The following is a 24,225-nucleotide window of genomic DNA, read 5'->3' as shown; positions in this document are numbered from 1 at the left end:
GGAGTGCAATATGAGAAAAATATTTATGAGTGGTTTAATTCTTTCTAGCATAGTTTTACTGGTAGGTTGTAACTCTAATGATAAAAAAACGATATCTAGTAGTAGTATTTCTAATTCTAGTACACAAAATTCGGAAACTAAGTTGGAGTTAACAAAAGAGGAGTATGATTCTTTCGTTGGTACATGGGAATGTATCGATTCTGATTGGACAGGAGAGAAAGTTTACATATCTAAAACAGATAATGGCTTATCTATTCAATATGATGGAGAGGAAAAAACTAATACAGAGCCATCTTCAAGATCGAAAGAGGGAGATGATATGTATTATAGTTTTGTAAATAGAAAAGAAGAAATGTCTTATACGATAGCTTTAAAACCAAGTGGGAATATTATTCTTAATAGAGGTACTACGAAGAAAGACACGGTGGGCTTAAGTGCACCTATGGAGTACAAAAGAATTAGTGAATAATTTTATGTATAGCGCCCCACTCTAATGAGAATTATTGAATGCCATTAGCAAAATAGATAATGATATCCAGTGACAGTTTGAAGTGTTGAATCGTGTTTCTACTATTAGATATGATACGAAATGAAACCTTATGAAATTATGAATCATCTATACCCAGTAGCTCAAGAAGCTTAATAACTTTCGGCTCTATCCCTTGTGTAGTAAGGGGTAGAGCTTTTTTATTTGGATTAATAGATATTGTGAAAATAGTGAATCGTCCTAAATAAATTGAGTAAAACTAGATTAAAAAGTTGGTTCAAACTTATACTAGTTTTAAAAAATAGGATTGAAAATAAACAACTAAAATATATTTATAATCATTTAAGGTCTATTTAAGCCAAACATATTATGATGTACTCAACCCTAAAACAAATAAACTTTTTTTCAATCTTAATTCCTTCCCATCTCTTATGAGGTGGGTATTTTTGTTAGTATTGGATATCAAAGGTAAAAAGTTAGCTAAATCATAAAAATGTCGTGATGAATGAATAATTGAGAAGAAGTTGCTTATATTTTTAAATGGGAGAACAGTATTTGAATAAATCAATCAAAAAATAAACTAGTTAGCTGAGAGCAGAGTTTCAGCGGGAAATGAGCTGAATTTTTCCCACTTGACTTATATATGCTAAAAAATTAAGTTAAAGATATATTTTCTTTCCCGTCAATGATAATTAGCTACTCGGAAATTGATGATTTTTTACGAATCGTTTTAAAGTGATTTTTCTCATGTACTTTTCAGAGATAGCATTAAAATCATTTTGGTTTTCTAAGACAATACTCTTTAGGTTTGTAGTTAGCTATTTTTAGAAAGATAATGAGGTTGAGACAAAAGCGGTTAGCTCCGAGAACCAAGTAGGTACGATGCATCATCGAATCACTACGTTCTTCGTGATTTATCGCAATAAGAAGGAATTTCCGAAAATGACAAGAAACACGAAAGGTTTCCTTTCGATGTTGAATGATTCCTACTTGGTGCTCTTCAAATTTTTGGTAAATTTCAGCTTATTTCTGAAGGAGCTGCTTTTGTACCACCGTTTGTTCGGGTTCATAAAATAGAACAAAAGTGTTCTTTACTTTTGTCTCACCCACAATAAAGCCTCCTTGCGATCACTTACGCAAAGAGGCTTTATTAGTTTATTTCATCAAAGATTATTTTATATTGTTCAAAAGTTTTTTCACCTATATCCCTGTTGGTGAACATGATTGAATTAATATTTTTATTGACAGTAGCTATTCCTGCATTGGTCAGTTTTGTATAAAGATCCGACGCTTCTAATTCATCGAAAGTCTGGAAAGAAAATATAGTTATTTTATTTTCAAAATTTGAACCCTTTTTTTGTGTAAAAAAGGTTAATCCACTTGTCGGTTTTGAATCTTGAGAGCTATATTCAGTTTTTATATCGATTTCATGAGGACCGTCCCATTTTGGACTGTACATCGCTAGTTTATTTTCATTAAAGGCAGTCACGATTTTCTTGTTTGTATTGTTTTCAATAGGTTCAGCAAATTTATCCTTAGCGCATCCAACTAAACATACTATAAATAATAACAAAATTCCCATCAATTTCTTTTTCATCGTATCATTCCTTTAGATTATTTACATATAATTATAACAAAGAGAAGAAAGTAATGCTTAAAGAGTGTCAAAAAAATACCAACGATAGGTAAATACTGAAATAGATTTCTGACGAAAAATAAGCTATTATTAATTCATACCAACAAACCCTTTTTATTTTTCATTTATTGCTCTAACAGAGTGATACTCCTTTTTTCCCATCTCAATAGAGGTGGGTTTTTAAGTGAAATTTGAACTTAGTCAATGAAATACAGTAAATGAAGTAACAGGAAAATTAGTTAAGGATATGGCTCGATTGTTTTTTTTCAAAACTTAAAATAAAGCTATTCTAAAAATTAAATAGTTAGCAGATTGCATTTCTATCATCAATATCTTTTAATAACAATCGTATATCTATCAATAGTTATATAGAAGGAAAATAAAATTCATGAAAAATTCATACTCGGTTGTTATAGTAAGAATCAAGACAATGGAGGTGCAACTTATGAGTTTATTAAAATCAGCATTAAAATACAAGGCGGCAAAGACTGTAACTGATAAAGTAGTAGGTAAAGGAGCCGTTTCAACAATTGCAGCTGCTTCAATGGTTAAACAGAGTAACCAAAGAGGTAAGGCAAAAAGAGCGAAAAAACAATAATTTTTCATACTCAGCTAGTACATAATTAAAAACTTATTATAAAGTCGCTTACCTCTTATCGGTGAGGGCTTTTTTTATGTCAGGATAGAGAACTAAAGTAAATAAGAACACAAAAAAATACCAACGATGCAATCTTCCCCAAGATTTTTAGCAGAAAAGTTGGTATTTTTTATACTAATTCACAACTATTGTAAGTCTTCTCTATTGAAAATTCAAATATTATGAAAATTCTAATAATAAAGTTTAAGAAAGTTAAAATTCAGCAGAAATTTTCTTTTTGTTAGAGACTGTTTCAGATTCTTTTTTGAGTGCTATTTTTCAGTAGTTCTTATCCTGATGAATGGCTTATTTATTTTAGGGAGTATCTGAAACCATTTATGGTTCGAATGGAAGAGTGAAGCTTGATGAGCTACTTAGGTAAGAAGCATTAGCGAATCACTTCGTCCTTCGGTTTGTCAGTTGTGTAATGAATTGATTCTGTGGAGTTATTTTTATTCCTATTGCATACCTAGAATAAAAAAAAGTTTGGCATGGTGTGATTAGCTGAAGTTTTAGTTATTATATTCTTTGTTGTTTATTAGACTTTAGAAGATAGAACAAAAGATTTTCCCAACTCATTACTGAAATTTTCAGGCAGCTCTTAGCTATTAATTGCTATTTGATACAAATTGATATAGTATAAAAAAAATAAGAAAGTGGGTGAAAAAATGTCAGAAACTTATACAGCAAACTCATCTGTTTTGTTTGGTCTAGTTATTTTTTTTATTGGCTTATTGATTTTTTGCTTTGGTAAAAAGTTTTTTTTACTGCGACTTTTCTTTGGTGATCGAAGTATGTTTAGCCAAATTTTTGTTGGCGGCGTTCTTGGAGCAATTGGTTTATTCATGATGTACTTAGGCGGTGCTTTTTAAATATGTTAATATGTACATAAGGAATACAAAATCAAAAGAAAAAGATGCTATTTTTTTTGATCTCAAATGATTATAAAGGGGTTGTCAATTTTTGGCTAATATTTTTATGACGTTTATTACTTATTCTTTTATTGGTTGGTTATGGGAAAGTTTTTACTGTTCAATCAAAGCGAAACATTTTGTCTATAGAGGATTTTTATTAGGCCCGTATTGTCCAGTTTATGGTTTTGGTGTGACAGCTGTTTTATTACTTGTGCCAGAACATGTAGGATCTCTTTTAAACCTTTATTTTAATGTGGTGGTCATCGTAACCGTGATAGAATACATAACAAGTTGGTTGTTAGAAAAATTATTTAATATGACTTTATGGAATTATAGTAAAATACCAATGAATATCGATGGACGCGTAGCTGTACCTGTTTCTTTATTTTGGGGAGTAGGCTGTGTTTTATTGATTAAAGTAATTAATCCTAATATTCAAGATATGATTCATGATTTTGTTTCTGCAACTAATGGAATTGGTCCAATTGTTCTCTTTGTTATTTTTATGATAGATGTGATTTCGACCTTGATTTTTACTGAAACAACGAAAAAAGAAGTGGAATCTGTTGTTGATAATTCTGATCCAGAAAACGCAAGTATTAAGGAATATCGGATGAAACATTTATTTAATAATGAGAAACCTTCTGCTGTACGAGAACGAATCTTGCATTCATTAAAGAGCAAACCAATGAAAATCAGACACTATACACTAAGTCGAATTGTTAAAAACTATCCGAATATTATTTTTAATAAAAAAAGAAAATAAGAATAACTAAAACTGGAGTCATATGATCAGACTAATTTGTCTGTAGTATATGGCTCTTTTTAGTGAATTTTGATAAATAATTGACTTTCTAATTATGATTCCAGTATAGTGAAAAAGGGAAAGATAGTTTTGATTGAGATTATTTAATTGTAAAATAAACAAGAAAGAAGTGATGAAATTACATGTTATTACATGAGCGAATTACTCATTTATTAGGAACTAGTACAACTTTTTTGATAGCTACTTTAGATCAACGTGGATTCCCTTCCGTTATTACCGTTTCAGAGCCATTGTTTCGCGAAGGTCTGCTAAAATTTCAATTTTACTTAGATGGATCGGGTGAAACGGTTCAAAATATCCTTAAAAATCCGAATGGTTCAATTTGTTGTTATAAAGAATTGGAGCATGAGAGCTTACTTTTAAAAGGACAATTTTCTGTTGAATTAATAGAATCTATTGAGGTGATTCAAGCGCAACTTTTACCTTATCAAAAGGAATTAAAGCGAAAAAATCCAGTAATTGTGACTTTTGAAACATGGACAGCCAAAATTCATGTCGATAAACGAACGCACGAAATCATTGTTTAGGTAATTATTACCTTTTAGATTATTAGAAAAAAGATAATTTTATATTTTTTTAATCATTAGTCATAAATAATTCGAATTTTTTTATGATTGAGTTAAGCTCTTTTCGTTATAGTTGAATCATGTTAAACCATTCATGAAATGAGTAGATGATAGTTAAGAAAAGGAGCGATGTTTTATGTATGCAGTAAAAGTACTTCATGGATATATCAATGAAAATGGTCAGCGAACGAGGGACAAACGAAATGCGAAAATGTTCGCAAATAAATATTATGCAAAAGCCTTTGCTGACCGAATTGGTGGAAGAATAAAACAAATAGAAGTATAAAAATAGCTACAGAAAGGGTTTGACGAAAGTGGGTCAAGCTGAAAATAACTGGGAAAATATAACCATATTTCGATATGTGGGCGAGACAAAAGTAAAGAACACTTTTGTTTTATGTCCTAAAAACGAATAAACGGCAGAAAACAATCAGAATCTCGGCAATTTCCTCTCCATCATTCATTGCAAAAAGCGCAATAACTGCTGGTTCGTCCAATTGCTCGATTCTAAACGATTGTTTTATGACCTTGATAAACGGTGGGAGCAGAAGCAACTCCTACGGAAATAAGCGACCAATCACAAAAATTTGAAAAATAATTTTCGTGATTGGTCGCTTATTTCTTGGAGTTAAACACTTCTGTCCCAACCTCATCTTATTGATTAAGTATTATTGAACTAGAAAGAATGAACTTATCGAATTTTTGTAATTATAAATATAGTTGAAAAATAGCAATTTCTGGGGGAACACGTAATCTAGCGGAAATTTTTGTTGTTCCAAGTCCAGAATTTACATATAGTTTTGTTTTTGGAGTGATATCATAAAAACCGTTATAGTACTTTTTAGCTAACGTATTTTTAACCGTGAAAAAAGGGAGCTTGAGTTGGCCACCGTGACTATGTCCAGAAAGCATTAATTGAACGTTTTGGTTTTGTAGTTGATCCGCAACATCGGGCTCATGCCCTAATAAGACTGTAAAAGCCCCGTCATTTTTCGCTAAGGCTTTTGAGATAGAAGCAGATCTTAATAAAGCATCATCTAATCCAGCGATAAAAATTTTTTCCCCATTTGCGGTAATTACTGTGGTTCCATCGTTTTCTAATAATTGAAAACCAGACTCGCTTAAAACAGTTGGATAAATAGAACTAGCGCCTCCGCCATAATCATGGTTTCCCCAAACAGCAAATTTTCCTAAAGAAGCATCGATTTTCTTTAATGTTGCAACTGTTTCCTCAACTGAACCATACGTCGCAAATCGATCAAATAAATCTCCTGTAAAGACGACAAGTTCAGGTTTTTCTTTATTTACCTCAACAACGATTTTTTCCAGTTGAGCAATTGAATAGTCTTTTTTTAGATGGATATCCGATAGTTGTACCAATGTAACTGGTGGATGCTTTTTTTGTTCTCCTAAGGTATATCGATGTTTAACGATTCGTTTTGGTTCAATCATAAACGCATAAATAGCGATACAACTGAATAAAAAGATAAAGAATAAGAAAAATATGCTTTTTTTCATTTATTGGCCTCCTTTTTCATGAATCATCCATAGTATAGTTTGAATACTTTAAAAAAGAGTAAAGAGTGCTGTTTTGTCTTTAAAACTTTAGAATTAATTAGAGTTGTTGTTCATTTGTTTTGTTTAAAAAGAAAGTTTGTTATACTAGAAACGAGCATTTATTAATGGAAAGAAGGATGAACAAATGTTAGCAAGAGTGAATAAATTACGAGCATTGATGAAAAAAAATGAATTGGCTGGTTTTTTAGTGACTAGCTCATATAATTTACGTTATTTAACAAATTTTACAGGAACAGCGGGACTTGCGTTAATCACTCAAGATGATGCTTTTTTTATAACTGATTTTCGTTATACTGAACAAGCAGCCGAACAAATCGACGGCTATGAAATTATCAAGCACAATGCCGATATCTATGGTGAAGTAGTCAAATTGATTGAAAGTAAAAAATTAACTAATCTTGCTTTTGAAGAAAATTTTATTAGTTTTGCAGAATATAGTGCATTAGAAGAAATTATTCCTTGTGACTTGATTCCAGTTGCTGGGATGATTGAAGAGTTGCGTGAAGTGAAAGATGAAGAAGAAATTGCGATTATTCAAAAAGCATGTAGTATTGCTGATTTAGGGTTTAAACATATTTTAACAGTTATCAAACCTGGGATGACGGAAATTGAAGTTGCAAATCAATTAGATTTTTATATGCGTTCTCTTGGTGCAACAAGTGTTTCATTTGATACGATTGTGGCAAGTGGTTTGCGTTCAGCAATGCCTCACGGAGTTGCTAGTGATAAAATCATTGAAAAAGGAGATATGATTACTTTAGATTTTGGTTGTTACTATGATGGATATGTATCTGATATGACCAGAACTTTTGCAATCGGTGAACCTAGTGATAAATTAAAAGAAATTTATCAAATCGTTTTAGAAGCACAATTGAAAGTGATTGATGAAGCCAAACCAGGTTTAACTGGGATTCAATTAGATGCGATTGCTCGTGATCATATTGCTTCTTATGGTTATGGAGAAGCGTTTGGGCATAGTACAGGTCATGGAATCGGTCTTGAAATCCATGAAGGTCCAAATGTATCATTCCGTGCAGATAAACAGTTTGTCACAGGGAATGTAATAACAGACGAACCAGGGATTTATTTGCCAGGGATTGGCGGCGTTCGTATTGAAGATGATTTATTAATCACTGATAATGGAAACCGTGTATTGACACAAGCACCAAAAGAATTAATCATTTTATAAAAAAGAAGTAGTTAGCTTTCAGAAAAGTAGTTCGGAAAGAGGAAGCAAGTTTTTAGGATTTTGTTTTAGTAAGGCTTAAATCTTGCTTTTCTGGTAGCGAAACTGGTCGTTTAATGATAAACTAGAAACGATTGATAGATAAATATGCAAGGACTGATTTACGTGGTTCATACGATTTCGTAATGACTTGTTCTAAGTGTATTTTTAAGGAGGATAAACAATGGCTGATGATAATAATCTAGTGATCAATACAAAAGATTCTTTAGGCGAAATCGTAATTGCACCTGAAGTGATTGAGGTCATTATCGGTATTGCAGCATCTAAAGTAGATGGTGTGTATGGCATGCGTGGAACATTCGCTAACAATGTGAATGAATTTCTTGGTCGCGCAGCCCATGGCAAAGGTATTTTTTTACGAGCTGAAGAAGAAGGCTTAAAAGTAGATATTTATTGTTATTTAAATTACGGAATTTCTGTACCGAAAGTAGCACTAGAAATGCAAGATCGTGTAAAACAACAAGTTTTATTCATGACGGATATTGATCTAGTCGAAGTGAATGTTCATGTTGTGGCCGTAGTACCGGAAAAATTACCGAATCCTGATTTCGATGAACTATTCCCGGAGGATGGAGAAGAGAATGAGTAATCCGAGTTTCACTCGTCACGAAATCCGTGAAAAAGCATTACAGTCATTATTTCCTTTAGACTCAAACGCTGATCTAACCAAACAAGATGCTATTTCCTATGCGCTTGAGTTAGATCATGAAGAATTGATCAGTGAAGATGGTGAAGAATTTGTACCAACATATTTAGATGTTTTAGTTGGTGGTGTTTGCGATAAAAAGAATGAGTTGGATGAAATAATCACAAAACATTTAGGTAGCAAATGGACGATTGCTCGAATTGCTAAAATAGATTTGATTATTTTACGTATGGCAATCTTTGAGATGACCTATGTAAATAATGTTCCTAATACAGTTGCGTTGAATGAAGCAATTGAGCTAACTAAAAAGTATAGTGACGATCATTCTCGGAAATTTGTAAATGGTGTACTATCGAACGTTATGAAAGAGATTCCCGAATCAAAATAGTACGCGAAATCAAGCATTAAAAAGTCGAATCATCTGAAAATCATGATTGTTTTCAGAATGATTCGGCTTTTTTTGTAGAGATTGGAAAATAGAAAGTCAATTTTATTTAAATCTGTATCTAAGTTTTAGTGAGAAAGCGAATTTTTTTCAGGAGAATGTTTTATTTGAAACAGCTCTGGTACTAACTGATTAAAAATTATGATAGAATAAAACTAGCAAAAAACGATGAACTAACAGAAATGATCTCAATTTAAAGGAGTAGGAGTGTGTGTATGAGTACATTAATCAATGGTCGTGAATTAGCTGATAAAATGCAGCTAGAAATAAAAAATGAAGTAGAAGAGTTAACAAAATCAGGTATTCGCCCTGGACTTGTTGTTTTGTTGGTAGGGGAAAATCCAGCGAGTCAAACATATGTCAAAAATAAAGATTTGGCGGCTGAAAAAATAGGCATTCATTCTGTGGTCGATCGTCTTCCAGAAACGATTACTGAAGCAGAATTATTAGCTATTATTGAAAAATACAATCAAGATCCGGCATTCCATGGAATTTTAGTTCAATTACCATTACCGAAACATATTGATGAAGATAAAGTGTTAACGGCTATTGATCCAAATAAAGACGTGGATGGGTTTCATCCAATGAATTTGGGGCATTTATTTGTCGGAAACCCAACGATGATTCCATGTACCCCTTATGGCGTGATGAAAATGTTTGAAGCGTATGATATTTCATTAGAAGGTAAAAATGCTGTTGTGATTGGTCGTAGTAATATTGTGGGCAAACCGATGGCACATTTGATGATGATGGAAAATGCGACAGTTACGATTGCCCACTCTAGAACGAAAAATTTACCTGAGTTAGCAAGAGAAGCTGATATTCTTGTGGTGGCGATTGGTCGCGGTCATTTTGTTACCAAAGAATTTGTGAAACCAGGAGCCGTGGTGATTGATGTAGGCATGAATCGTGATGAAAACGGAAAATTAATTGGCGATGTGAAATTTGATGAAGTTGCTGAAATTGCCAGCTATATCACGCCAGTTCCTAAAGGTGTTGGTCCGATGACAATCACAATGTTAATGTATCAAACGGTTCAAGCAGCTAAAAAATCAAAGTAAGGTGAATAAGATGGAAAAGCAGTATTTAACTGTCACTGCCCTAACAAAATATTTAAAAAGAAAATTTGATGCAGATCCTTACTTAGAACGTGTTTATTTGACGGGAGAAATCTCTAATTTTCGTTTAAGAGCAAACGCTCATCAGTACTTTAGTTTGAAAGATGATGGTGCAAAAATTTCGGCAATCATGTTTAAATCCGCTTTTCAAAAATTAAAATTTCAACCCAAAGAAGGGATGAAAGTTCTTTTAGTAGGGCGCATTTCGTTATATGAAGCTGGCGGTTCTTATCAAATTTATGTTGAACATATGGAACCTGATGGTGTCGGAGCATTATATCAGGCATTAGCCGAATTACGAGAAAAATTAGGCAAAGAAGGTCTTTTTGAAGGTCCTAAAAAATTACTCCCACGATATCCTAAACGAATTGCAGTAATCACAAGTCCTAGTGGAGCAGTTATTCGTGATATTATTACAACGGTAAAGAGACGGTACCCGATTGCTCAGTTAGTCTTATTTCCAACAGTTGTTCAAGGAGATCAAGCGGCAGATGATATTGTTAAAAACATTCAACGAGTTGAAGCTTTAGCAAATTTTGATACGATGATTATTGGTCGCGGTGGTGGATCAATCGAAGATTTGTGGCCATTTAATGAAGAGCGAGTAGCCCGTGCAATCTATCAGGCAAAAACGCCTATTATTTCTTCTGTCGGACATGAAACAGATGTCACGATTGCAGATATGGTGGCAGATGTGCGAGCGGCTACGCCAACAGCGGCGGCAGAATTAGCAGTTCCTGTTTTAAATGAGGAACTTTTAAGAATCAAAGAGCGACAAAGTCGTTTAGAACAAAGTTACTTATATCAATTGCAGCAAAAAAATGAACGATTTAAACGGGTAAAAAATTCCTATGTATTTACTCAGCCAGTTCGCTTGTATGAAGGGCAAAGTATTAAATTAGATCGAGCAACGCAACGGTTGATGCAAACAATGGAAACTGTTTATCATCAAAAGCAACGAATTGCACAACAAATTATCACTCAATTTTATCAACAATCGCCACAAGGAAAATTACGAGAAAGTCAGCAACAATTGACTTATGCTAGTAAATTATTACAAGATCGTATGGAACAGTATATGAAAGATAAAAACAAAAGCTTTACTTCAGCGGTTCAACAGTTAGATTTGTTAAGTCCTTTGAAAATTATGGGGCGTGGGTATAGTTATACAACGAAAACGGATGAAGTTGTCAAGTCAGTGAATGATGTGCAAGTTGGTGATACATTGACGATTCATTATGCGGATGGTCAAATAGATGTTACTGCTGACAAAGTAGTTATTGCTGAAATAGAAATGCAAAAATAGTGTGAAAAATTTAGTGGTCTAAAACATAGATTATTAATGTTCTGCTAAGGGCTTACCACAAATCATTCAGTGAAGCTCAAATAAATTAAAACAATCGTAGTTCGTGTTAGAGGAGGCGGAAAAATGGCAAAAACAAAAGAAAAAACGTTTGAAGAATCGTTAGTCGAACTAGAAGAAATTGTGCAACGCTTAGAGCGCGGAGATGTTCCTTTAGAAGAAGCGTTGGCCGCATTTCAAGAAGGAATGGCATTAAGTAAACAGTGTCAAGATACTTTGGAAAAAGCGGAGAAAACATTAACAAAGATTATGACTGAAAATAATGAGGAAATTCCTTTTGAGGAAGAGGAGACAAATTGATGGAAAACTTTCAATCTTTTCGTCAGTTACAGTTACCTTTTGTGGAACAAGAAATGATTCATTTTATTAATCAGCATACGACGAATCAACAATTGAAAGAAGCGATGCTCTATTCAATTGATGCTGGTGGGAAAAGATTTCGTCCGATTTTAATTTTAGCTGTTTTATCTTCGTTCAATAAAAAAATTGCCACTCCCGATTATCAAGTAGGGGCTGCTTTAGAGATGGTTCATACTTACTCGTTAATCCATGATGATTTACCAGCTATGGATGATGATGATCTAAGACGAGGGAAACCAACTAATCATAAAGTTTACGGGGAAGCTCATGCAATCCTTGCTGGCGACGGTTTATTGACAGCTGCTTTTCAACTCCTAGCACTTAGTTCAATTGAGGCAAATGAAAAAGTTTTACTCTTACAATTGTTAAGTAAAGCTTCTGGTACACAAGGGATGGTCGCAGGACAGGCTGGTGATTTACAAGGAGAGAAGACATGTCTTTCTTTGGAAGAATTGGTTGAAGTTCATGAAAAGAAAACAGGTGCGCTGATTGAATTTGCTTTAGTAGCTGGCGGTATTTTAGCGAAACAAACGGAAACAATTGTGGAGTTGTTGGCAGTTTTTGCTAAACATTTAGGCCTTGCGTTTCAGATTCGTGATGATTTATTGGATGCGACGAGTACGGAAGCAGAACTAGGAAAAAAAATCGGTCGTGATGAAGAACTGAATAAAAGTACGTATCCAAGTTTGTTAGGAATAGATGGAGCGAAAGAAGCGCTAAAAGAACAATTGGATTTAGGGCTGGCTGTCTTAAACGAAATAAAAAAGATGAGTAATGAATTTCAATTAGGATTATTACAAGAAATCACAGAACAATTGCGATTAGGTTAGGAAGAGGAACGATATGAAAAAAGAACGCATTGATGTTTTGGCGTTTAATCAAGGACTATTTGAAACGCGAGAAAAAGCAAAACGAGGCGTAATGGCTGGTTTAGTTTATAATGACAAAGAAGAACGCTTAGATAAACCAGGTGAGAAAATTTTGATTGAAACACCGTTACATATCAAAGGGCAAAAGTTACCATATGTATCTAGAGGGGGATTGAAATTAGAAAAAGCGCTAGCCGTTTTTGAGGTCGATGTAACTAATAAAACAATGCTAGATATTGGCTCCTCAACTGGTGGTTTTACGGATGTTGCTTTACAAAATGGTGCTCGTTTGAGTTATGCACTCGATGTTGGTTACAATCAACTTGCTTGGAAAATCAGGCAAGATGAGCGAGTTGTCGTGATGGAACGAACCAATTTTCGTTATAGCACACCAGAAGATTTTACTGAAGGCACGCCAGAAATTGCGACAATTGATGTATCTTTTATTTCTTTAAAACTAATTTTACCACCGCTACATGCAATCCTTCAACAAGGTGGAGATGTAATAGCGCTAATTAAACCGCAATTTGAAGCGGGGAAAGAACTGGTAGGTAAAAAAGGAATCGTTAGAGAGCCAGAAGTTCATCGAATAGTGTTAGATGAAATCTTATCATTTGCACAAAAACAAGGCTACCGTGTGAAAGGGCTAGATTATTCACCGATTACTGGTGGTGAAGGGAATATTGAGTTTTTAGCTCATCTCGTTAGTTCTGATGATCATGCGCTCGTTGACTTATCCGCTGAAATCGAAGAAGTAGTGAGCAAAGCCCATCAAATGCTAAAAAACTAATGTATCAGGTTGAACTATTTTTACTAAAAATATTATAAAAACTATAAGATGGGAAGTGAGATGAATGTCTTGCTTCTTTGTTTGTCTTTTTATTTGCTACAATAGGAATGAATAATCATGTTTTTTTTTGTCAAAGCATCTTTTTTTGTGCTTTCAAAAGTCTTAGAAATAAGCTATGATAAAAAGTGACTGAACATATGAGGAGAGAATTTATGAGGAAAAAAGACCGACATCGTTTAATTGCTCGTTTACTTGTCGAAAAAAATATTCAAAAACAAGAAGATTTTGTTACCTATTTAAGAGAAAAAGAGGTTGATGTAACACAAGCAACAATTTCTCGCGATATTAAAGAAATGAAACTAATCAAAGTTCCCTCAGTTGATGGTGGCTATCGTTATAGTATGCCAGCAGAAACCAAAGAAGATACTTTGATTAAATTAGAACGATTGATGAAAGATGCATTTATTTCTGTCAATCAAATGGAAAAGTATGTTTTTTTGCGTACTATACCAGGTAGTGGGGCTGCATCGGCTAATTTGCTCGAAAAACATTATAAAGAAAATATTTTTGCAGCAATCAGTGGAGATGATAGCGTCTTGATGATTACAAAAACGGAAGCGGATGCTGAGTTTTTAAAAAAGGAATTCTTTCAATATTTATAAAACTGAGGTGAGCTGACATGCTTCAAGAACTTTCTGTCAAAAATTTTGCCATTATTTCTTCATTACAATTAGATTTTCAAATGGGAATGACGGTTTTAACAGGAGAAACAGGTGCTGGGAAATCAATCATTATTGATGCGATGGGTTTGTTGACTGGTGGACGAGGTTCAAGTGATTATATTCGTCAAGGTGCAACAAAATGTACGTTAGAAGGTCTATTTTCGATGCCTAAAAATCAAGAGTTAGTTAATTTGTTGGCTGAATTAGGAGTTGAGATGGATGAAGAGTCGCTGGTTATTCAAAGAGATATTTCGATGTCCGGTAAAAATGTTTGTCGAGTGAATGGTAGAATCGTAAATATTGCTAATTTACGTAAAGTTGGTGAATACTTAGTTGATATCCATGGGCAAAATGAACATCAGGAATTGATGCAAAGTGAAAAACATATTCAAATGTTGGATGATTTTGGCGGAAAAGATTTGCTTAAAATAAAAGAACAATTTCAAGAACATTATTTTGAGTATCGTACAATTGAAAGAAAAGTACGTGATCGTCAGAAAAATGAAAAAGAATTCGCACAACGAATGGACATGTTACAATTTCAACGAGACGAAATTGAAGCAGCTCAATTAATTGTTGGCGAGGAAGAATCATTAAGTGAAGAGCGCGATAAATTAAGTAATTTTCAAAAAATCGCCAGCGCTTTATCGATTAGTTATGGTGCAATCAACGATGAAGGAGCAAGTAGTCTAGATAATGTTGCGCTTGCAATGAATGAACTGGCTTCGATTGAACGCCTAGATTCAGAATATAAAGCAATTTCAGAAGCAGTTCAAAATAGTTATTATCTTTTACAGGAAGCTAGTGCGGATTTGACTCGATTGATTGATGGTCTAGAGTTAGATGAAAATCGGCTTGATGAAGTCGAAAATCGTTTAGAGCTGATTCGACAAATGAAACGCAAATATGGTGAATCTGTAGAGTCGATTTTAAATTATTATCAAGAAATCACCAGTGAATTAGCTGAAGCAGATTTTTTAGAAGGTAGAACGGGACAATTAGAAGAATTATTAGCTGAAAAGAAAGCACAAGCCTTGCGAAGTGGTACCAAGCTAAGTGAAGTACGTAAGAAAATCGCTAAGAAGCTCGAAATAAATATCTTAAAAGAACTAAAGGAACTTTACATGGAACGAACAGAATTTGAAGTTCGATTTTTACCGCTACCTTCTGAGCAATTGCTGGAAGACGGCTTAGATCAAGTTGAATTTTATATTACAACTAATCCTGGAGAACCATTGAAACCCTTAGTCAGAGTAGCATCAGGGGGAGAATTATCAAGAGTGATGCTAGCTCTTAAAACTATTTTCTCTAAATCACAAGGAATCACAAGTATTGTTTTTGATGAAGTAGACACAGGTGTCAGTGGCCGCGTAGCGCAAGCCATCGCAGATAAGATTTATCAAATTTCAGAGAATTCCCAAGTTCTTTGCATTACCCATTTACCCCAAGTTGCAGCTGTTGCTGATTCACAATATTTTATTGAAAAAGAAATCGTAGGTGAACGCACAGAAACGAAAGTTAGAATTCTTGATATGAACGAACGAGTAAATGAAATAGCTAGAATGCTAGCCGGAAGCGAGATTACTAAACTAACAGTTGAACACGCGAAAGAATTATTAAATATGGCGAAAAAACAAGGATGATAAAAAAGTGTTTAGCCTCAAAAAATAAAGAACGTTTCGCAGAAATTGCTGTTCAAATTTATGAGAAACGAGAGTTATTTGTGAAGAGGTTGCTTTTTTTCACTGATAACCAAGGATGATAAAAAAGTGTTCAGCCTCAAAAAATAAGTAAAAACGACTTACAGTTTTTCCGAAGTCACTATCGTGTGACTAGAAAGCTGTAAATCGTTTTTTATATTAGTATTAATCGTTTTTATTAGAGAAAAAGTCTATTATCGCTATGATTAGCGCATGCTCATAACTGCAGTTAATATCGTAGATCCGATAATAGCGATCAACATCAACCAAACAACAGTTTTAGTCACTTTAGAAAAAGTACTACTCTTTTTTTTGTTCATTGATTTTACACGTCCTCTTTTACTTATTGTCTCCATTCTACAACCTTTTTTTTAAATCGGCAACTGAAATTTATAAAAGATTACGTTTTTTTAGTTTTCGGATAACAAAAATACAGAGACCCAATGTAATAATGAAGATCCACCAAAAGGCATCTTCACGATTAGAAAAAGGCAATTTGACATTCATTCCGAATAATCCACCGATAATCGTTGGAATGGTTAAAACGATTGTTAAGGAAGTTAGAATTTTCATGACATTGTTTAAATTATTTGAAACAATCGCTGAAAATGTATCGCTGATTTTATCTACTAGTTGAAGTTGTACTTTGCTAGTTGCTAAGGCTTGTTTCGTTTCTACTAAGATATCATGCAACTTTGATTTGTGTGTTGGTTGAGTTTCAGTCGCTTCAGGATAAAGCAAATTCCAGACTGCTAAATTAGCGGTAAGAGCTGATTCGAAATAAACCAAACTCTTTTGGATATCCATGATTTGATATAATTGGTTGTTCTCAGTAGAAACTTGTAGTTCCCCTTCTAATTGATTCGTTTTCTTGATGAGTTGATTTAAATAGTGATTGTAGGCATGAGAAATATGCCATGATAATTTTAAAATCAGTTCTTCTTGAACACTAAATTCTTCGGGTGAACGAGTGCAGTCATCCATTTGCTGAATAAAAGGCGGTATTTCTTTAGAGATGGTAATGATTTTTTTATCTATTGTCAAAATAACTGCAAATGGAAAAGTATCAAATTGTAGATAACCACTAGGGCTTTCGACTTTTTTTGGATATTGAAGCAATAATAATATCGGTTTTTCTGGTGACTGCTGATAGGAACCTTCGAAACGAGCATTTTCGTTATCATCCAAAATTGCAGTGATATAGTCAGAAGGTAACTGATATTGATCAATCAACTGGCTGATTTCTTCTGCTGTGGGTGCGTTGACAGAAATCCAAACGACCTCTTTACTATTGGACGGTTCTGATAAAAATATATTATTACTTTCTTTAAAATAATTTATCAAATAAATCCCTCTTTTATCAAATTATTTTGTTATTCTTGATGATAATTAAAAGTCAGTGTTTATAGGAATAGACCGCTTTTCAATTAGTATTATTTAGGCATCAAACTTTAAATGAAATGAAACATTTATGTAAAGAAAATGAAGTATAGTTAGACTATTGTGTGATGAAAGGAATTGTTAAAAAATGGTGTCTTTTTCAGCCGTTATGCTTTTTTGGTATGTATTTCCAGTCATTGTTTTATTTGCTTGTAATTATTTAGTTTCCACATTCTCTTTAACCGAACGATTTAAGATCAAATCAACAGATATTTCAGTTCCTTTTTTGTTTATTGGGCTTACTGAATTATCGAAAGATTCGTACCATGTATCTATTTTACCATATTTGATCATATCTATTTTGTTATTGGGGATTAGTGTTGCTGTTTTTCAAGCGTATTATTACGGTGAGATTATTTATGGAAGATATTTTAAAATGTTTTGGCGTTTGATTTTTTTAATTTGTATGATTTTGTATGTACTTTTAGTAGTTTTAAATATATTTAGTTATATTGTTTAGTTTTTGTTTATTAAGAAAGGTCGTTTTTTGCATTTGTTTTTAAACTTGCATTAAAAAGACCTTTTTTAAATGGATTTTCGTAATAATGGTTAAAAAATAAGTCGTTGAAGCCTTGTTGTTCTCTACATATATTACAAAAATTTTAAATAACCATTAAAACGGGAAAGTTTATCCTGATTTAGGTGGTAGAAAGTGGTAGGATGTGGTAGACTATTTCTATAAAGTGGAAATCAGGGAGAATTGGCTATGTTTATGGGGGAATTTCAACATAATATAGACACTAAAGGTCGCCTTATTGTACCTGCTAAATTTCGTGATCTTTTAGGCGAAAAGTTTGTAGTGACAAGAGGAATGGATGGCTGTTTATTTGGTTATCCAATGTCCGAATGGGAACTTTTGGAAGAAAAGTTGAAAGAGATGCCTTTAGCTAAGAAAGATGCCCGTACTTTTGTCCGCTTTTTTTATTCTGCGGCAACTGAGTGTGAAATTGACAAACAAGGACGGATTAATATCCCTTCGACGTTAAGAACGCATGCTCAAATTGAAAAAGCTTGTGTAATCATCGGTGTTTCAAATCGGATTGAGATTTGGGATGAAGCGCGTTGGCAAGAATTTTCAAATGAAGCAGAAGAGAATTTTGATGAAATTGCAGAAACAATGATTGATTTTGGTTTTTAGGAATGAGGAAAATTATGACAGAGGGCTTTCAGCATTATACTGTTTTGTTAAAAGAAACGGTTGATGGATTAAATGTTAAAGAAGACGGCATTTATGTCGATTGCACATTAGGTGGCGCTGGTCATAGTGAGTACCTACTTTCACAATTGAATGAAGAAGGACACTTATATGCCTTTGACCAGGATCAAAAAGCCTTAGATTTTGCGGCGATACGTTTGCAAAAATATGTTGATAAAGGCATGGTAACATTTGTTAAGTCTAATTTTCGCTATCTTAAAGAAAAATTAGCAGAATTAAATGTATATCATGTGGATGGGATTCTCTATGATTTAGGTGTTTCATCCCCTCAACTTGATGAAGCTGAACGTGGTTTTAGTTATCATAAAGAGGCAACGTTAGATATGCGGATGGATCAAGAAGCAGAATTGACCGCTTATGAAGTTGTAAATAATTATAGTTATCATGAATTAGTGAAAATATTTTTCCGCTATGGAGAAGAGAAGTTTTCGAAACAAGTTGCTAGAGCAATTGAGCGAGAACGAGAAAAGCAACCAATCCAAACGACCGATGAACTTGTAGAAATCATCAAGTCTGCGATACCTGCTCCTGCTAGACGTAAGGGGGGGCATCCAGCGAAACGAATTTTCCAAGCGATTCGAATTGCCGTGAACGATGAATTAGGTGTTATTGAGGAATCACTAGAACAAGCAATCGCTATTTTAAACAAACATGGACGAGTAAGTGTGATTACTTTTCACTCTTTAGAAGATCGAATCGTAAAAAATATATTTAAAAACAATGGGACTGCACAAGATTTGCCGCCAGGCATACCGGTAGTGCCAGAAGCATTCCAACCAGAAGTAAAGATTATTACTCGAAAACCAATTCTTCCTAGTGAGGAAGAACTGGCAGAAAATAATCGCTCACGAAGTGCAAAATTAAGAATCGCTGAAAAAATGAAATCCAATTAGAGAAAAGGGGCAAGAACATGGCTGAATTAAAAAGAGCTGAAAAATTTCAATACGATATGCCGGTTTTAGATGAGCCTATCATAGAAGTACAGCCAGAAATCAAGCCAAGAAAAGTTCACAAAAATAATAATCTACCCCAATCACCTAAAAGAAGGTTAAAGAATATTTCTCGTTTAGAAAAAGCGATTGGTTTTTTGTTAATAGTAGCGATTATTGGAATAGCTATTCTTACGATTCAAGTCCGTACGTCTATTGTTCAAGTAACAAACTCGATTACAGAAACACAAGCAACGATTGCTGAAAAAGAAGAAGCTTCATTAAAATTGGAACAACAAAAAAGTGAATTATCAAAAGCTGATCGTGTAAAAGCGGCTGCCAAAAATAAGGGACTTTCAGTAAATGAAGGTAGCTTGAGGAAAGTGAAATAATGAGTATAAAAAATAAAATAAAGAATTTTGTCAAAAAGAAGAACTTAAATCCAATGAACAATCGTAAAAAAGTAGGCATTATTTTATTTGCTACGAGTATTGGATTGTTCTTTTTATTTGCCTTCCGCCTAACGTATATTGTCGCTGTCGGGAAGGTATCAGGTGTTTCTTTAGCAGAGAAAACAGAAGCGTTGTATCAAGGAAGTAGCGTGATCAAAGCCAAGCGAGGAGCTATTTTAGATCGCAACGGAGAAACGATTGCTGAAGATGCAACTTCTTATTCTGTTTATGCTATTTTATCTGAAAGTTATCTAGGTGAGAATAAGAAAAAGCTTTATGCACAACCTAAAGATTTTGATACGATTGCCGAAGTGTTATCTAAACATACCAAGCTAAGTAAAGAAGAAGCACTAGAGTATTTAAAAAATGGTGTGGATGATCAAAATAAACCAATCCAATATCAAGTGGAATTTGGGAATAAAGGAAAAGGGATTACTTTAGATGAGCGGCAAAAAATTGAAGATGAATTAAAGGAAAAGAAAATAGCCGGTATTTATTTTGAAGGCCATCCTGCTCGAATCTATCCTAACGGTATATTTGCTTCTCATTTCATTGGTTATGTTGACCAAGCGGATTCAAAAGACGAATCAAAAGGTTTAGTCGGAAAAATGGGATTAGAACAAGCTTATAATGATGTGTTAAGTGGAACAGACGGAAAAATTGAATACCAAAAAGACGTTTATGGAAATCCTTTACCAGGTACGATTGCATCTGAAAAGAAGGCAGTCGATGGAGAAGATATTTATACAACACTAGACTTGAAAATCCAAAGTCGTTTAGAAGAATTAATGGATCCAGTTATGGAAGAATACAAACCTCAAAATATGACAGCAATTTTAATGAAAGCTAAAACAGGTGAAATTCTTGCGATGAGTCAACGTCCTTCCTTTAATCCTGAAACTAAAGATAGTTTAGGAAAAGAAGATGAGGGAGGAGCATCGTGGCGAAATATTCTGATTCAAGATCAATTTGAACCAGGATCTACAATCAAATTGTTCACCGCTGCAGCAGCCATCCAAGAAGGAAAGTTTAATCCGAATGCGACGTTTAACACCGTGGGAGGATATAAGTTGGATGATCGAACAGTTAATGACCATGATAATGGTGAAAAAGGTCCATTGACTTTTCGCCAAGCAATTTCTTGGTCCAGTAATATCGGGATGCTCAATTTAGAGCAAAGTATGACTGGAGATGTCTGGAAAGGTTATCTAGAAAAATTTGGTTTTGGAAAATCAACAGACTCTGGTCTAGATGGAGAACTTTCTGGAAGTTTACCAAGCGATAACTGGGTCGATCAAGCGATGTCTTCATTTGGTCAAGCAATCTCTGTGACAAATTTTCAAATGATGCAAGCATTCACCGCGATTGCTAATGATGGCTCAATGACTAAACCTCAGTTTATTAAAAAAATTGAAAATCATGAGACTGGAGAGGTTAAAGAGACTCAAACTGAAAAAGTGGGTGACCAAGTGGTAAGTGCGCAAGCAGCAAGTGATGTTCGCACGTATATGATTGATACGGTTGAAGATCCCAATTATGGAATTGCGTATAACGTTTACACCGTTGATGGGTATCATGTGGCTGCGAAAACAGGAACAGCTCAAATTACTGAAAATGGCGCATATTTACTTGGAAAAACAGAAAATACTTATTCAGTTGTAGAAATGGTACCTGCAGAGAACCCCGAATATATCTTATATTTAACAGCGCAAAAACCTGATTCACAAACTTATAACCAACAAATGCTGGCAAAGATAGCTAATCCATTGATGAAATTTGTAATGGATACTCAAAACAACGAGGAAAATAAATAACTAAATAAATGCTGAACTAATTTTAATGTATCCAATGTTTCGTTAAGTTTAGTGAAGTACAATTATTGATCAATAAAAAAACGTAAGTAAGATAATTAGGAGAGATTTTATGGAGTGGACACAAATTTTTATCCCCATAGCATTAAGCTTTGGTATTACAGTGATGATAATGCCGCTGTTTATTGGCTATTTTCAAATGAAAAAGCAAGGACAAACAACTAGAGAAGACGGACCGACATGGCACAATGTTAAAACAGGAACCCCGACAATGGGGGGGCTTGTTTTTCTAGTTGCGAGTTTTATTACATCAATACTGATTGCTTTTTGGCAAAAGGAAGTTACTCCATCTCTGCTAATTATTCTTTTTATTCTGATTTTGTACGGATTATTAGGATTTTTAGATGATTTTATCAAAGTCTTCAAGAAAAGAAATATGGGCTTGAATTCTTTACAAAAATTGATTGGTCAAATTATTGGTGGGTTAGTTTTTTACTTTGTGTATCGTTCTGAAGGATTACCTGACACGCTAGACTTATTTGGCGTAACGACCCTTTCATTAGGGGCTTTTTATGGCGTCTTTATTGTTTTTTGGTTAGTAGGTTTTTCAAATGCAGTAAACTTGACTGATGGCATTGATGGGCTAGTTGCTGGTTTAGGAACAATCTCATTTGCAACCTATGCGATTATTGCTTGGAAGCAACAACAATTTGATGTAGTCATTATTTGCTTGAGTGTGATTGGTGGCTTGCTAGGATTTTTCCCTTATAATAAAAAACCAGCCAAAATCTTTATGGGCGATGTTGGTTCATTAGCATTAGGTGGATTGTTGGCAGCTATTTCAATTATTCTGCATCAAGAATGGACGTTATTATTGATTGGTTTCGTTTATGTTTGTGAAACAGCTAGCGTTATGCTCCAAGTGGGGTCTTTTAAATTATTTGGTAAACGAATTTTCAAGATGTCGCCAATCCATCATCACTTTGAAATGTGTGGTTGGTCAGAATGGAAGATTGATATTGTTTTTTGGTTGACAGGTGCGATTTGTTCAGGCATCACGCTTTGGATTCTTTTTTAGAGTAAGGGGAAAAGAGTATGAAAAAAATCACGGACTATCAAAATAAAAAAGTGCTGATTTTAGGATTAGCCAAAAGCGGCGTTAGTGCAGCAAAAGTGATGCATGAGTTAGGTGCATTTGTTACAGTAAACGATTTTAAACAATTTGAACAAAACCCGGAAGCCCAAGATTTATTAACCTTGGGTATTCGTGTTATTACCGGTAGTCATCCAATCGAATTATTAGATGAAGATTTTTCGCTAATTATTAAAAACCCTGGAATTCCTTATTCTAATCCGTTAATAAAAAAAGCATTAGAATTGAATTTACCGATTTTAACAGAAGTTGAATTAGCCTATCAAATTGCTGAGTGTCCAATCATTGGAATTACAGGAACGAACGGCAAGACAACAACGACCACAATGATTTCTTTATTATTGAATGGCGAACGAGAAAAAGGCAAGGCGCTGTTAGCTGGAAATATTGGTTTTCCTGCGAGCGAAGTAGCTGAAAAAGCACAAGCGGATGATGAAATAGTCATGGAATTATCTAGCTTTCAATTGATGGGGATTGAGACATTCTGTCCGGAAATTGCTGTGATTACCAATTTATATGAAGCACATTTAGATTATCATGGGACAAGAGCTGACTATGTAGCTGCAAAATGGCGGATACAAGAAAATATGAACGCTAGTGACTTTTTAGTAGTTAATTGGAATCAACCGGAGCTTCAAACGTTAGCTGAAACATCTAAGGCAACAATCGTTCCTTTTTCAACGACTGAAGTGGTTGAAGGTGCTTATTTGTTAGCTGGTAAATTATATTTTAAAAATGAACTTATAATGGAAGAAACTGAATTAGGTGTACCTGGTTCACACAATATAGAAAATGCACTGGCGGCGATTGCTGTAGCTAAGTTGAGGCAAATTTCCAATGAAGCCATTCGTCATACGTTAATGAAGTTTTCTGGCGTTCCTCACCGTACTCAATATGTAGGGAAATATAACGGTCGTACCTTTTATAATGATTCAAAAGCAACGAACATTTTAGCAACTGAAATGGCGTTGGGTGGTTTTGATTCGTCAACATTGATTTTATTAGCTGGTGGCTTAGATCGAGGCAATCGTTTTGATGAGCTGATTCCTTCTCTAAGAGGAGTGAAAGCCATTGTTTTGTTTGGCGAAACAAAACAGAAAATTGCTGAAGCTGCTGAAACTGCAGGGATAAAAACGATTATATTAACAGAAAATGTTGAAACGGCAGTTAAAGAAGCGTATCGCTTATCTGCGAGTGAGGATACCATTTTATTATCACCAGCTTGTGCAAGTTGGGATCAATATGCTAACTTTGAACTACGTGGGAATCGATTTATACAAGCTGTAGAACAGTTAAAAGAAATAGAAAAGTGAGACGAAAA

At 34.1% G+C, this 24,225-nt stretch carries 27 protein-coding genes; 23 read left to right on the top strand and 4 right to left on the bottom strand.

The features are described from left to right. The first annotated feature begins 10 nt into the window (after nucleotides 1–10). Nucleotides 11–469: a hypothetical protein gene (locus tag ACYSNW_RS01950; protein ID WP_461742675.1), complete on the top strand. Its 459-nt coding sequence runs from the start codon at nucleotides 11–13 to the stop codon at nucleotides 467–469. A 1,168-nt stretch (nucleotides 470–1,637) separates the two neighbouring features. On the opposite strand, the gene ACYSNW_RS01945 is transcribed toward ACYSNW_RS01950, so the two are convergent. Beyond that, nucleotides 1,638–2,084 carry a hypothetical protein gene (locus ACYSNW_RS01945; RefSeq protein ID WP_461742674.1) on the bottom strand — a complete coding sequence of 149 codons (447 nt, stop codon included), beginning with the start codon at nucleotides 2,082–2,084 and terminating at the stop codon, nucleotides 1,638–1,640. Between the two features lie 484 nt (nucleotides 2,085–2,568). Here ACYSNW_RS01945 and ACYSNW_RS01940 point away from each other — a divergent pair, with 484 nt between their 5' ends. From ACYSNW_RS01940 to ACYSNW_RS01920, 5 genes are all read left to right on the top strand, one after another. Further along, a complete protein-coding gene (locus ACYSNW_RS01940; protein ID WP_461742672.1) occupies nucleotides 2,569–2,721 on the top strand; it encodes a hypothetical protein in 153 nt (50 codons plus the stop codon). 707 nt (nucleotides 2,722–3,428) lie between these two features. Further along, entirely contained in the window at nucleotides 3,429–3,632 is a 204-nt protein-coding gene (locus ACYSNW_RS01935; protein WP_461742670.1) for a hypothetical protein, read from the top strand. Nucleotides 3,633–3,738: 106 nt separating this feature from the next. Next, entirely contained in the window at nucleotides 3,739–4,440 is a 702-nt protein-coding gene (locus ACYSNW_RS01930; protein ID WP_461742992.1) for a putative ABC transporter permease, read from the top strand. A gap of 182 nt (nucleotides 4,441–4,622) precedes the next feature. Continuing rightward, nucleotides 4,623–5,027 carry a pyridoxamine 5'-phosphate oxidase family protein gene (locus tag ACYSNW_RS01925; RefSeq protein ID WP_461742668.1) on the top strand — a complete coding sequence of 135 codons (405 nt, stop codon included), beginning with the start codon at nucleotides 4,623–4,625 and terminating at the stop codon, nucleotides 5,025–5,027. Between the two features lie 175 nt (nucleotides 5,028–5,202). Continuing rightward, the gene (locus ACYSNW_RS01920) at nucleotides 5,203–5,352 is read left to right on the top strand and encodes a hypothetical protein (RefSeq protein ID WP_461742667.1); all 150 of its coding nucleotides are present in this window, start codon (nucleotides 5,203–5,205) and stop codon (nucleotides 5,350–5,352) included. 422 nt (nucleotides 5,353–5,774) lie between these two features. On the opposite strand, the gene ACYSNW_RS01915 is transcribed toward ACYSNW_RS01920, so the two are convergent. Continuing rightward, nucleotides 5,775–6,584: a metallophosphoesterase gene (locus ACYSNW_RS01915; protein ID WP_461742666.1), complete on the bottom strand. Its 810-nt coding sequence runs from the start codon at nucleotides 6,582–6,584 to the stop codon at nucleotides 5,775–5,777. A gap of 184 nt (nucleotides 6,585–6,768) precedes the next feature. On the opposite strand from ACYSNW_RS01915, the gene ACYSNW_RS01910 reads away from it, so the two are divergent. The 10 genes from ACYSNW_RS01910 to recN all read left to right on the top strand — a co-directional run bounded on the left by ACYSNW_RS01910 (nucleotide 6,769) and on the right by recN (nucleotide 15,846). Next, entirely contained in the window at nucleotides 6,769–7,833 is a 1,065-nt protein-coding gene (locus tag ACYSNW_RS01910) for a M24 family metallopeptidase (RefSeq protein WP_461742665.1), read from the top strand. A 220-nt stretch (nucleotides 7,834–8,053) separates the two neighbouring features. Next, nucleotides 8,054–8,479: an Asp23/Gls24 family envelope stress response protein gene (locus ACYSNW_RS01905; protein ID WP_461742664.1), complete on the top strand. Its 426-nt coding sequence runs from the start codon at nucleotides 8,054–8,056 to the stop codon at nucleotides 8,477–8,479. Further along, nucleotides 8,472–8,924, top strand: coding sequence for a transcription antitermination factor NusB (nusB, locus tag ACYSNW_RS01900; protein ID WP_461742663.1), 453 nt, complete (start codon nucleotides 8,472–8,474; stop codon nucleotides 8,922–8,924). Before ACYSNW_RS01905 ends, nusB begins: the two co-directional genes overlap by 8 nt. Nucleotides 8,925–9,196: 272 nt before the next feature. Further along, complete coding sequence (locus tag ACYSNW_RS01895; protein WP_461742662.1) at nucleotides 9,197–10,042, top strand: bifunctional methylenetetrahydrofolate dehydrogenase/methenyltetrahydrofolate cyclohydrolase; 846 nt, start codon at nucleotides 9,197–9,199, stop codon at nucleotides 10,040–10,042. Between the two features lie 10 nt (nucleotides 10,043–10,052). Beyond that, nucleotides 10,053–11,405 carry an exodeoxyribonuclease VII large subunit gene (xseA, locus tag ACYSNW_RS01890; protein ID WP_461742661.1) on the top strand — a complete coding sequence of 451 codons (1,353 nt, stop codon included), beginning with the start codon at nucleotides 10,053–10,055 and terminating at the stop codon, nucleotides 11,403–11,405. Nucleotides 11,406–11,528: 123 nt separating this feature from the next. Then, entirely contained in the window at nucleotides 11,529–11,762 is a 234-nt protein-coding gene (locus ACYSNW_RS01885) for an exodeoxyribonuclease VII small subunit (RefSeq protein ID WP_461742660.1), read from the top strand. After that, a complete protein-coding gene (locus tag ACYSNW_RS01880) occupies nucleotides 11,762–12,652 on the top strand; it encodes a polyprenyl synthetase family protein (RefSeq protein ID WP_461742659.1) in 891 nt (296 codons plus the stop codon). The genes ACYSNW_RS01885 and ACYSNW_RS01880 overlap by 1 nt, the downstream gene beginning before the upstream one ends. Before the next feature lie 13 nt (nucleotides 12,653–12,665). Next, nucleotides 12,666–13,481, top strand: a complete 816-nt coding sequence (locus ACYSNW_RS01875; RefSeq protein WP_461742658.1) for a TlyA family RNA methyltransferase — start codon at nucleotides 12,666–12,668, stop codon at nucleotides 13,479–13,481. 212 nt (nucleotides 13,482–13,693) lie between these two features. Beyond that, a complete protein-coding gene (locus tag ACYSNW_RS01870) occupies nucleotides 13,694–14,143 on the top strand; it encodes an arginine repressor (protein WP_461742657.1) in 450 nt (149 codons plus the stop codon). A 17-nt stretch (nucleotides 14,144–14,160) separates the two neighbouring features. Further along, nucleotides 14,161–15,846, top strand: coding sequence for a DNA repair protein RecN (recN, locus tag ACYSNW_RS01865; RefSeq protein WP_461742656.1), 1,686 nt, complete (start codon nucleotides 14,161–14,163; stop codon nucleotides 15,844–15,846). Between the two features lie 263 nt (nucleotides 15,847–16,109). Here recN and ACYSNW_RS01860 read toward each other — a convergent pair whose 3' ends face one another. Beyond that, on the bottom strand, nucleotides 16,110–16,223 hold the full coding sequence (locus ACYSNW_RS01860) for a DUF4044 domain-containing protein (RefSeq protein WP_461742655.1): 114 nt from the start codon (nucleotides 16,221–16,223) through the stop codon (nucleotides 16,110–16,112). Between the two features lie 70 nt (nucleotides 16,224–16,293). Next, nucleotides 16,294–17,247 (bottom strand): magnesium transporter CorA family protein, encoded by a 954-nt coding sequence (locus ACYSNW_RS01855; protein WP_461742653.1) that lies wholly within the window; start codon nucleotides 17,245–17,247, stop codon nucleotides 16,294–16,296. Between the two features lie 184 nt (nucleotides 17,248–17,431). Here ACYSNW_RS01855 and ACYSNW_RS01850 point away from each other — a divergent pair, with 184 nt between their 5' ends. The 7 genes from ACYSNW_RS01850 to murD all read left to right on the top strand — a co-directional run bounded on the left by ACYSNW_RS01850 (nucleotide 17,432) and on the right by murD (nucleotide 24,217). Then, a complete protein-coding gene (locus tag ACYSNW_RS01850; protein WP_461742652.1) occupies nucleotides 17,432–17,803 on the top strand; it encodes a DUF3397 domain-containing protein in 372 nt (123 codons plus the stop codon). Nucleotides 17,804–18,049: 246 nt separating this feature from the next. After that, nucleotides 18,050–18,481, top strand: a complete 432-nt coding sequence (gene mraZ / locus ACYSNW_RS01845; protein ID WP_461742651.1) for a division/cell wall cluster transcriptional repressor MraZ — start codon at nucleotides 18,050–18,052, stop codon at nucleotides 18,479–18,481. Nucleotides 18,482–18,483: 2 nt separating this feature from the next. After that, nucleotides 18,484–19,452: a 16S rRNA (cytosine(1402)-N(4))-methyltransferase RsmH gene (gene rsmH / locus ACYSNW_RS01840; RefSeq protein ID WP_461742650.1), complete on the top strand. Its 969-nt coding sequence runs from the start codon at nucleotides 18,484–18,486 to the stop codon at nucleotides 19,450–19,452. Between the two features lie 17 nt (nucleotides 19,453–19,469). Beyond that, nucleotides 19,470–19,880: a cell division protein FtsL gene (gene ftsL / locus ACYSNW_RS01835; protein ID WP_461742649.1), complete on the top strand. Its 411-nt coding sequence runs from the start codon at nucleotides 19,470–19,472 to the stop codon at nucleotides 19,878–19,880. After that, entirely contained in the window at nucleotides 19,880–21,754 is a 1,875-nt protein-coding gene (locus tag ACYSNW_RS01830; protein ID WP_461742648.1) for a peptidoglycan D,D-transpeptidase FtsI family protein, read from the top strand. Before ftsL ends, ACYSNW_RS01830 begins: the two co-directional genes overlap by 1 nt. Nucleotides 21,755–21,863: 109 nt before the next feature. Beyond that, nucleotides 21,864–22,829: a phospho-N-acetylmuramoyl-pentapeptide-transferase gene (gene mraY, locus ACYSNW_RS01825; protein WP_461742647.1), complete on the top strand. Its 966-nt coding sequence runs from the start codon at nucleotides 21,864–21,866 to the stop codon at nucleotides 22,827–22,829. Between the two features lie 17 nt (nucleotides 22,830–22,846). After that, nucleotides 22,847–24,217 carry a UDP-N-acetylmuramoyl-L-alanine--D-glutamate ligase gene (gene murD / locus ACYSNW_RS01820; RefSeq protein WP_461742646.1) on the top strand — a complete coding sequence of 457 codons (1,371 nt, stop codon included), beginning with the start codon at nucleotides 22,847–22,849 and terminating at the stop codon, nucleotides 24,215–24,217. Nucleotides 24,218–24,225 lie beyond the last annotated feature (8 nt).

The sequence above is a fragment of the Enterococcus sp. LJL99 genome, from assembly GCF_054871725.1.
Note: the sequence above shows the minus strand (reverse complement) of the source record. Positions and strands in the feature narration are given on the sequence as shown.

What these genes read in the sequence shown, in the direction of transcription:
- ACYSNW_RS01950 (WP_461742675.1), top strand. Translation starts at nt 11, where the DNA reads ATGAGAAAAATATTTATGAGTGGTTTAATTCTTTCTAGCATAGTTTTA.
- ACYSNW_RS01945 (WP_461742674.1), bottom strand. Translation starts at nt 2,084, where the DNA reads ATGAAAAAGAAATTGATGGGAATTTTGTTATTATTTATAGTATGTTTA.
- ACYSNW_RS01940 (WP_461742672.1), top strand. Translation starts at nt 2,569, where the DNA reads ATGAGTTTATTAAAATCAGCATTAAAATACAAGGCGGCAAAGACTGTA.
- ACYSNW_RS01935 (WP_461742670.1), top strand. Translation starts at nt 3,429, where the DNA reads ATGTCAGAAACTTATACAGCAAACTCATCTGTTTTGTTTGGTCTAGTT.
- ACYSNW_RS01930 (WP_461742992.1), top strand. Translation starts at nt 3,739, where the DNA reads ATGACGTTTATTACTTATTCTTTTATTGGTTGGTTATGGGAAAGTTTT.
- ACYSNW_RS01925 (WP_461742668.1), top strand. Translation starts at nt 4,623, where the DNA reads ATGTTATTACATGAGCGAATTACTCATTTATTAGGAACTAGTACAACT.
- ACYSNW_RS01920 (WP_461742667.1), top strand. Translation starts at nt 5,203, where the DNA reads ATGTATGCAGTAAAAGTACTTCATGGATATATCAATGAAAATGGTCAG.
- ACYSNW_RS01915 (WP_461742666.1), bottom strand. Translation starts at nt 6,584, where the DNA reads ATGAAAAAAAGCATATTTTTCTTATTCTTTATCTTTTTATTCAGTTGT.
- ACYSNW_RS01910 (WP_461742665.1), top strand. Translation starts at nt 6,769, where the DNA reads ATGTTAGCAAGAGTGAATAAATTACGAGCATTGATGAAAAAAAATGAA.
- ACYSNW_RS01905 (WP_461742664.1), top strand. Translation starts at nt 8,054, where the DNA reads ATGGCTGATGATAATAATCTAGTGATCAATACAAAAGATTCTTTAGGC.
- nusB (WP_461742663.1), top strand. Translation starts at nt 8,472, where the DNA reads ATGAGTAATCCGAGTTTCACTCGTCACGAAATCCGTGAAAAAGCATTA.
- ACYSNW_RS01895 (WP_461742662.1), top strand. Translation starts at nt 9,197, where the DNA reads ATGAGTACATTAATCAATGGTCGTGAATTAGCTGATAAAATGCAGCTA.
- xseA (WP_461742661.1), top strand. Translation starts at nt 10,053, where the DNA reads ATGGAAAAGCAGTATTTAACTGTCACTGCCCTAACAAAATATTTAAAA.
- ACYSNW_RS01885 (WP_461742660.1), top strand. Translation starts at nt 11,529, where the DNA reads ATGGCAAAAACAAAAGAAAAAACGTTTGAAGAATCGTTAGTCGAACTA.
- ACYSNW_RS01880 (WP_461742659.1), top strand. Translation starts at nt 11,762, where the DNA reads ATGGAAAACTTTCAATCTTTTCGTCAGTTACAGTTACCTTTTGTGGAA.
- ACYSNW_RS01875 (WP_461742658.1), top strand. Translation starts at nt 12,666, where the DNA reads ATGAAAAAAGAACGCATTGATGTTTTGGCGTTTAATCAAGGACTATTT.
- ACYSNW_RS01870 (WP_461742657.1), top strand. Translation starts at nt 13,694, where the DNA reads ATGAGGAAAAAAGACCGACATCGTTTAATTGCTCGTTTACTTGTCGAA.
- recN (WP_461742656.1), top strand. Translation starts at nt 14,161, where the DNA reads ATGCTTCAAGAACTTTCTGTCAAAAATTTTGCCATTATTTCTTCATTA.
- ACYSNW_RS01860 (WP_461742655.1), bottom strand. Translation starts at nt 16,223, where the DNA reads ATGAACAAAAAAAAGAGTAGTACTTTTTCTAAAGTGACTAAAACTGTT.
- ACYSNW_RS01850 (WP_461742652.1), top strand. Translation starts at nt 17,432, where the DNA reads ATGGTGTCTTTTTCAGCCGTTATGCTTTTTTGGTATGTATTTCCAGTC.
- mraZ (WP_461742651.1), top strand. Translation starts at nt 18,050, where the DNA reads ATGTTTATGGGGGAATTTCAACATAATATAGACACTAAAGGTCGCCTT.
- rsmH (WP_461742650.1), top strand. Translation starts at nt 18,484, where the DNA reads ATGAGGAAAATTATGACAGAGGGCTTTCAGCATTATACTGTTTTGTTA.
- ftsL (WP_461742649.1), top strand. Translation starts at nt 19,470, where the DNA reads ATGGCTGAATTAAAAAGAGCTGAAAAATTTCAATACGATATGCCGGTT.
- ACYSNW_RS01830 (WP_461742648.1), top strand. Translation starts at nt 19,880, where the DNA reads ATGAGTATAAAAAATAAAATAAAGAATTTTGTCAAAAAGAAGAACTTA.
- mraY (WP_461742647.1), top strand. Translation starts at nt 21,864, where the DNA reads ATGGAGTGGACACAAATTTTTATCCCCATAGCATTAAGCTTTGGTATT.
- murD (WP_461742646.1), top strand. Translation starts at nt 22,847, where the DNA reads ATGAAAAAAATCACGGACTATCAAAATAAAAAAGTGCTGATTTTAGGA.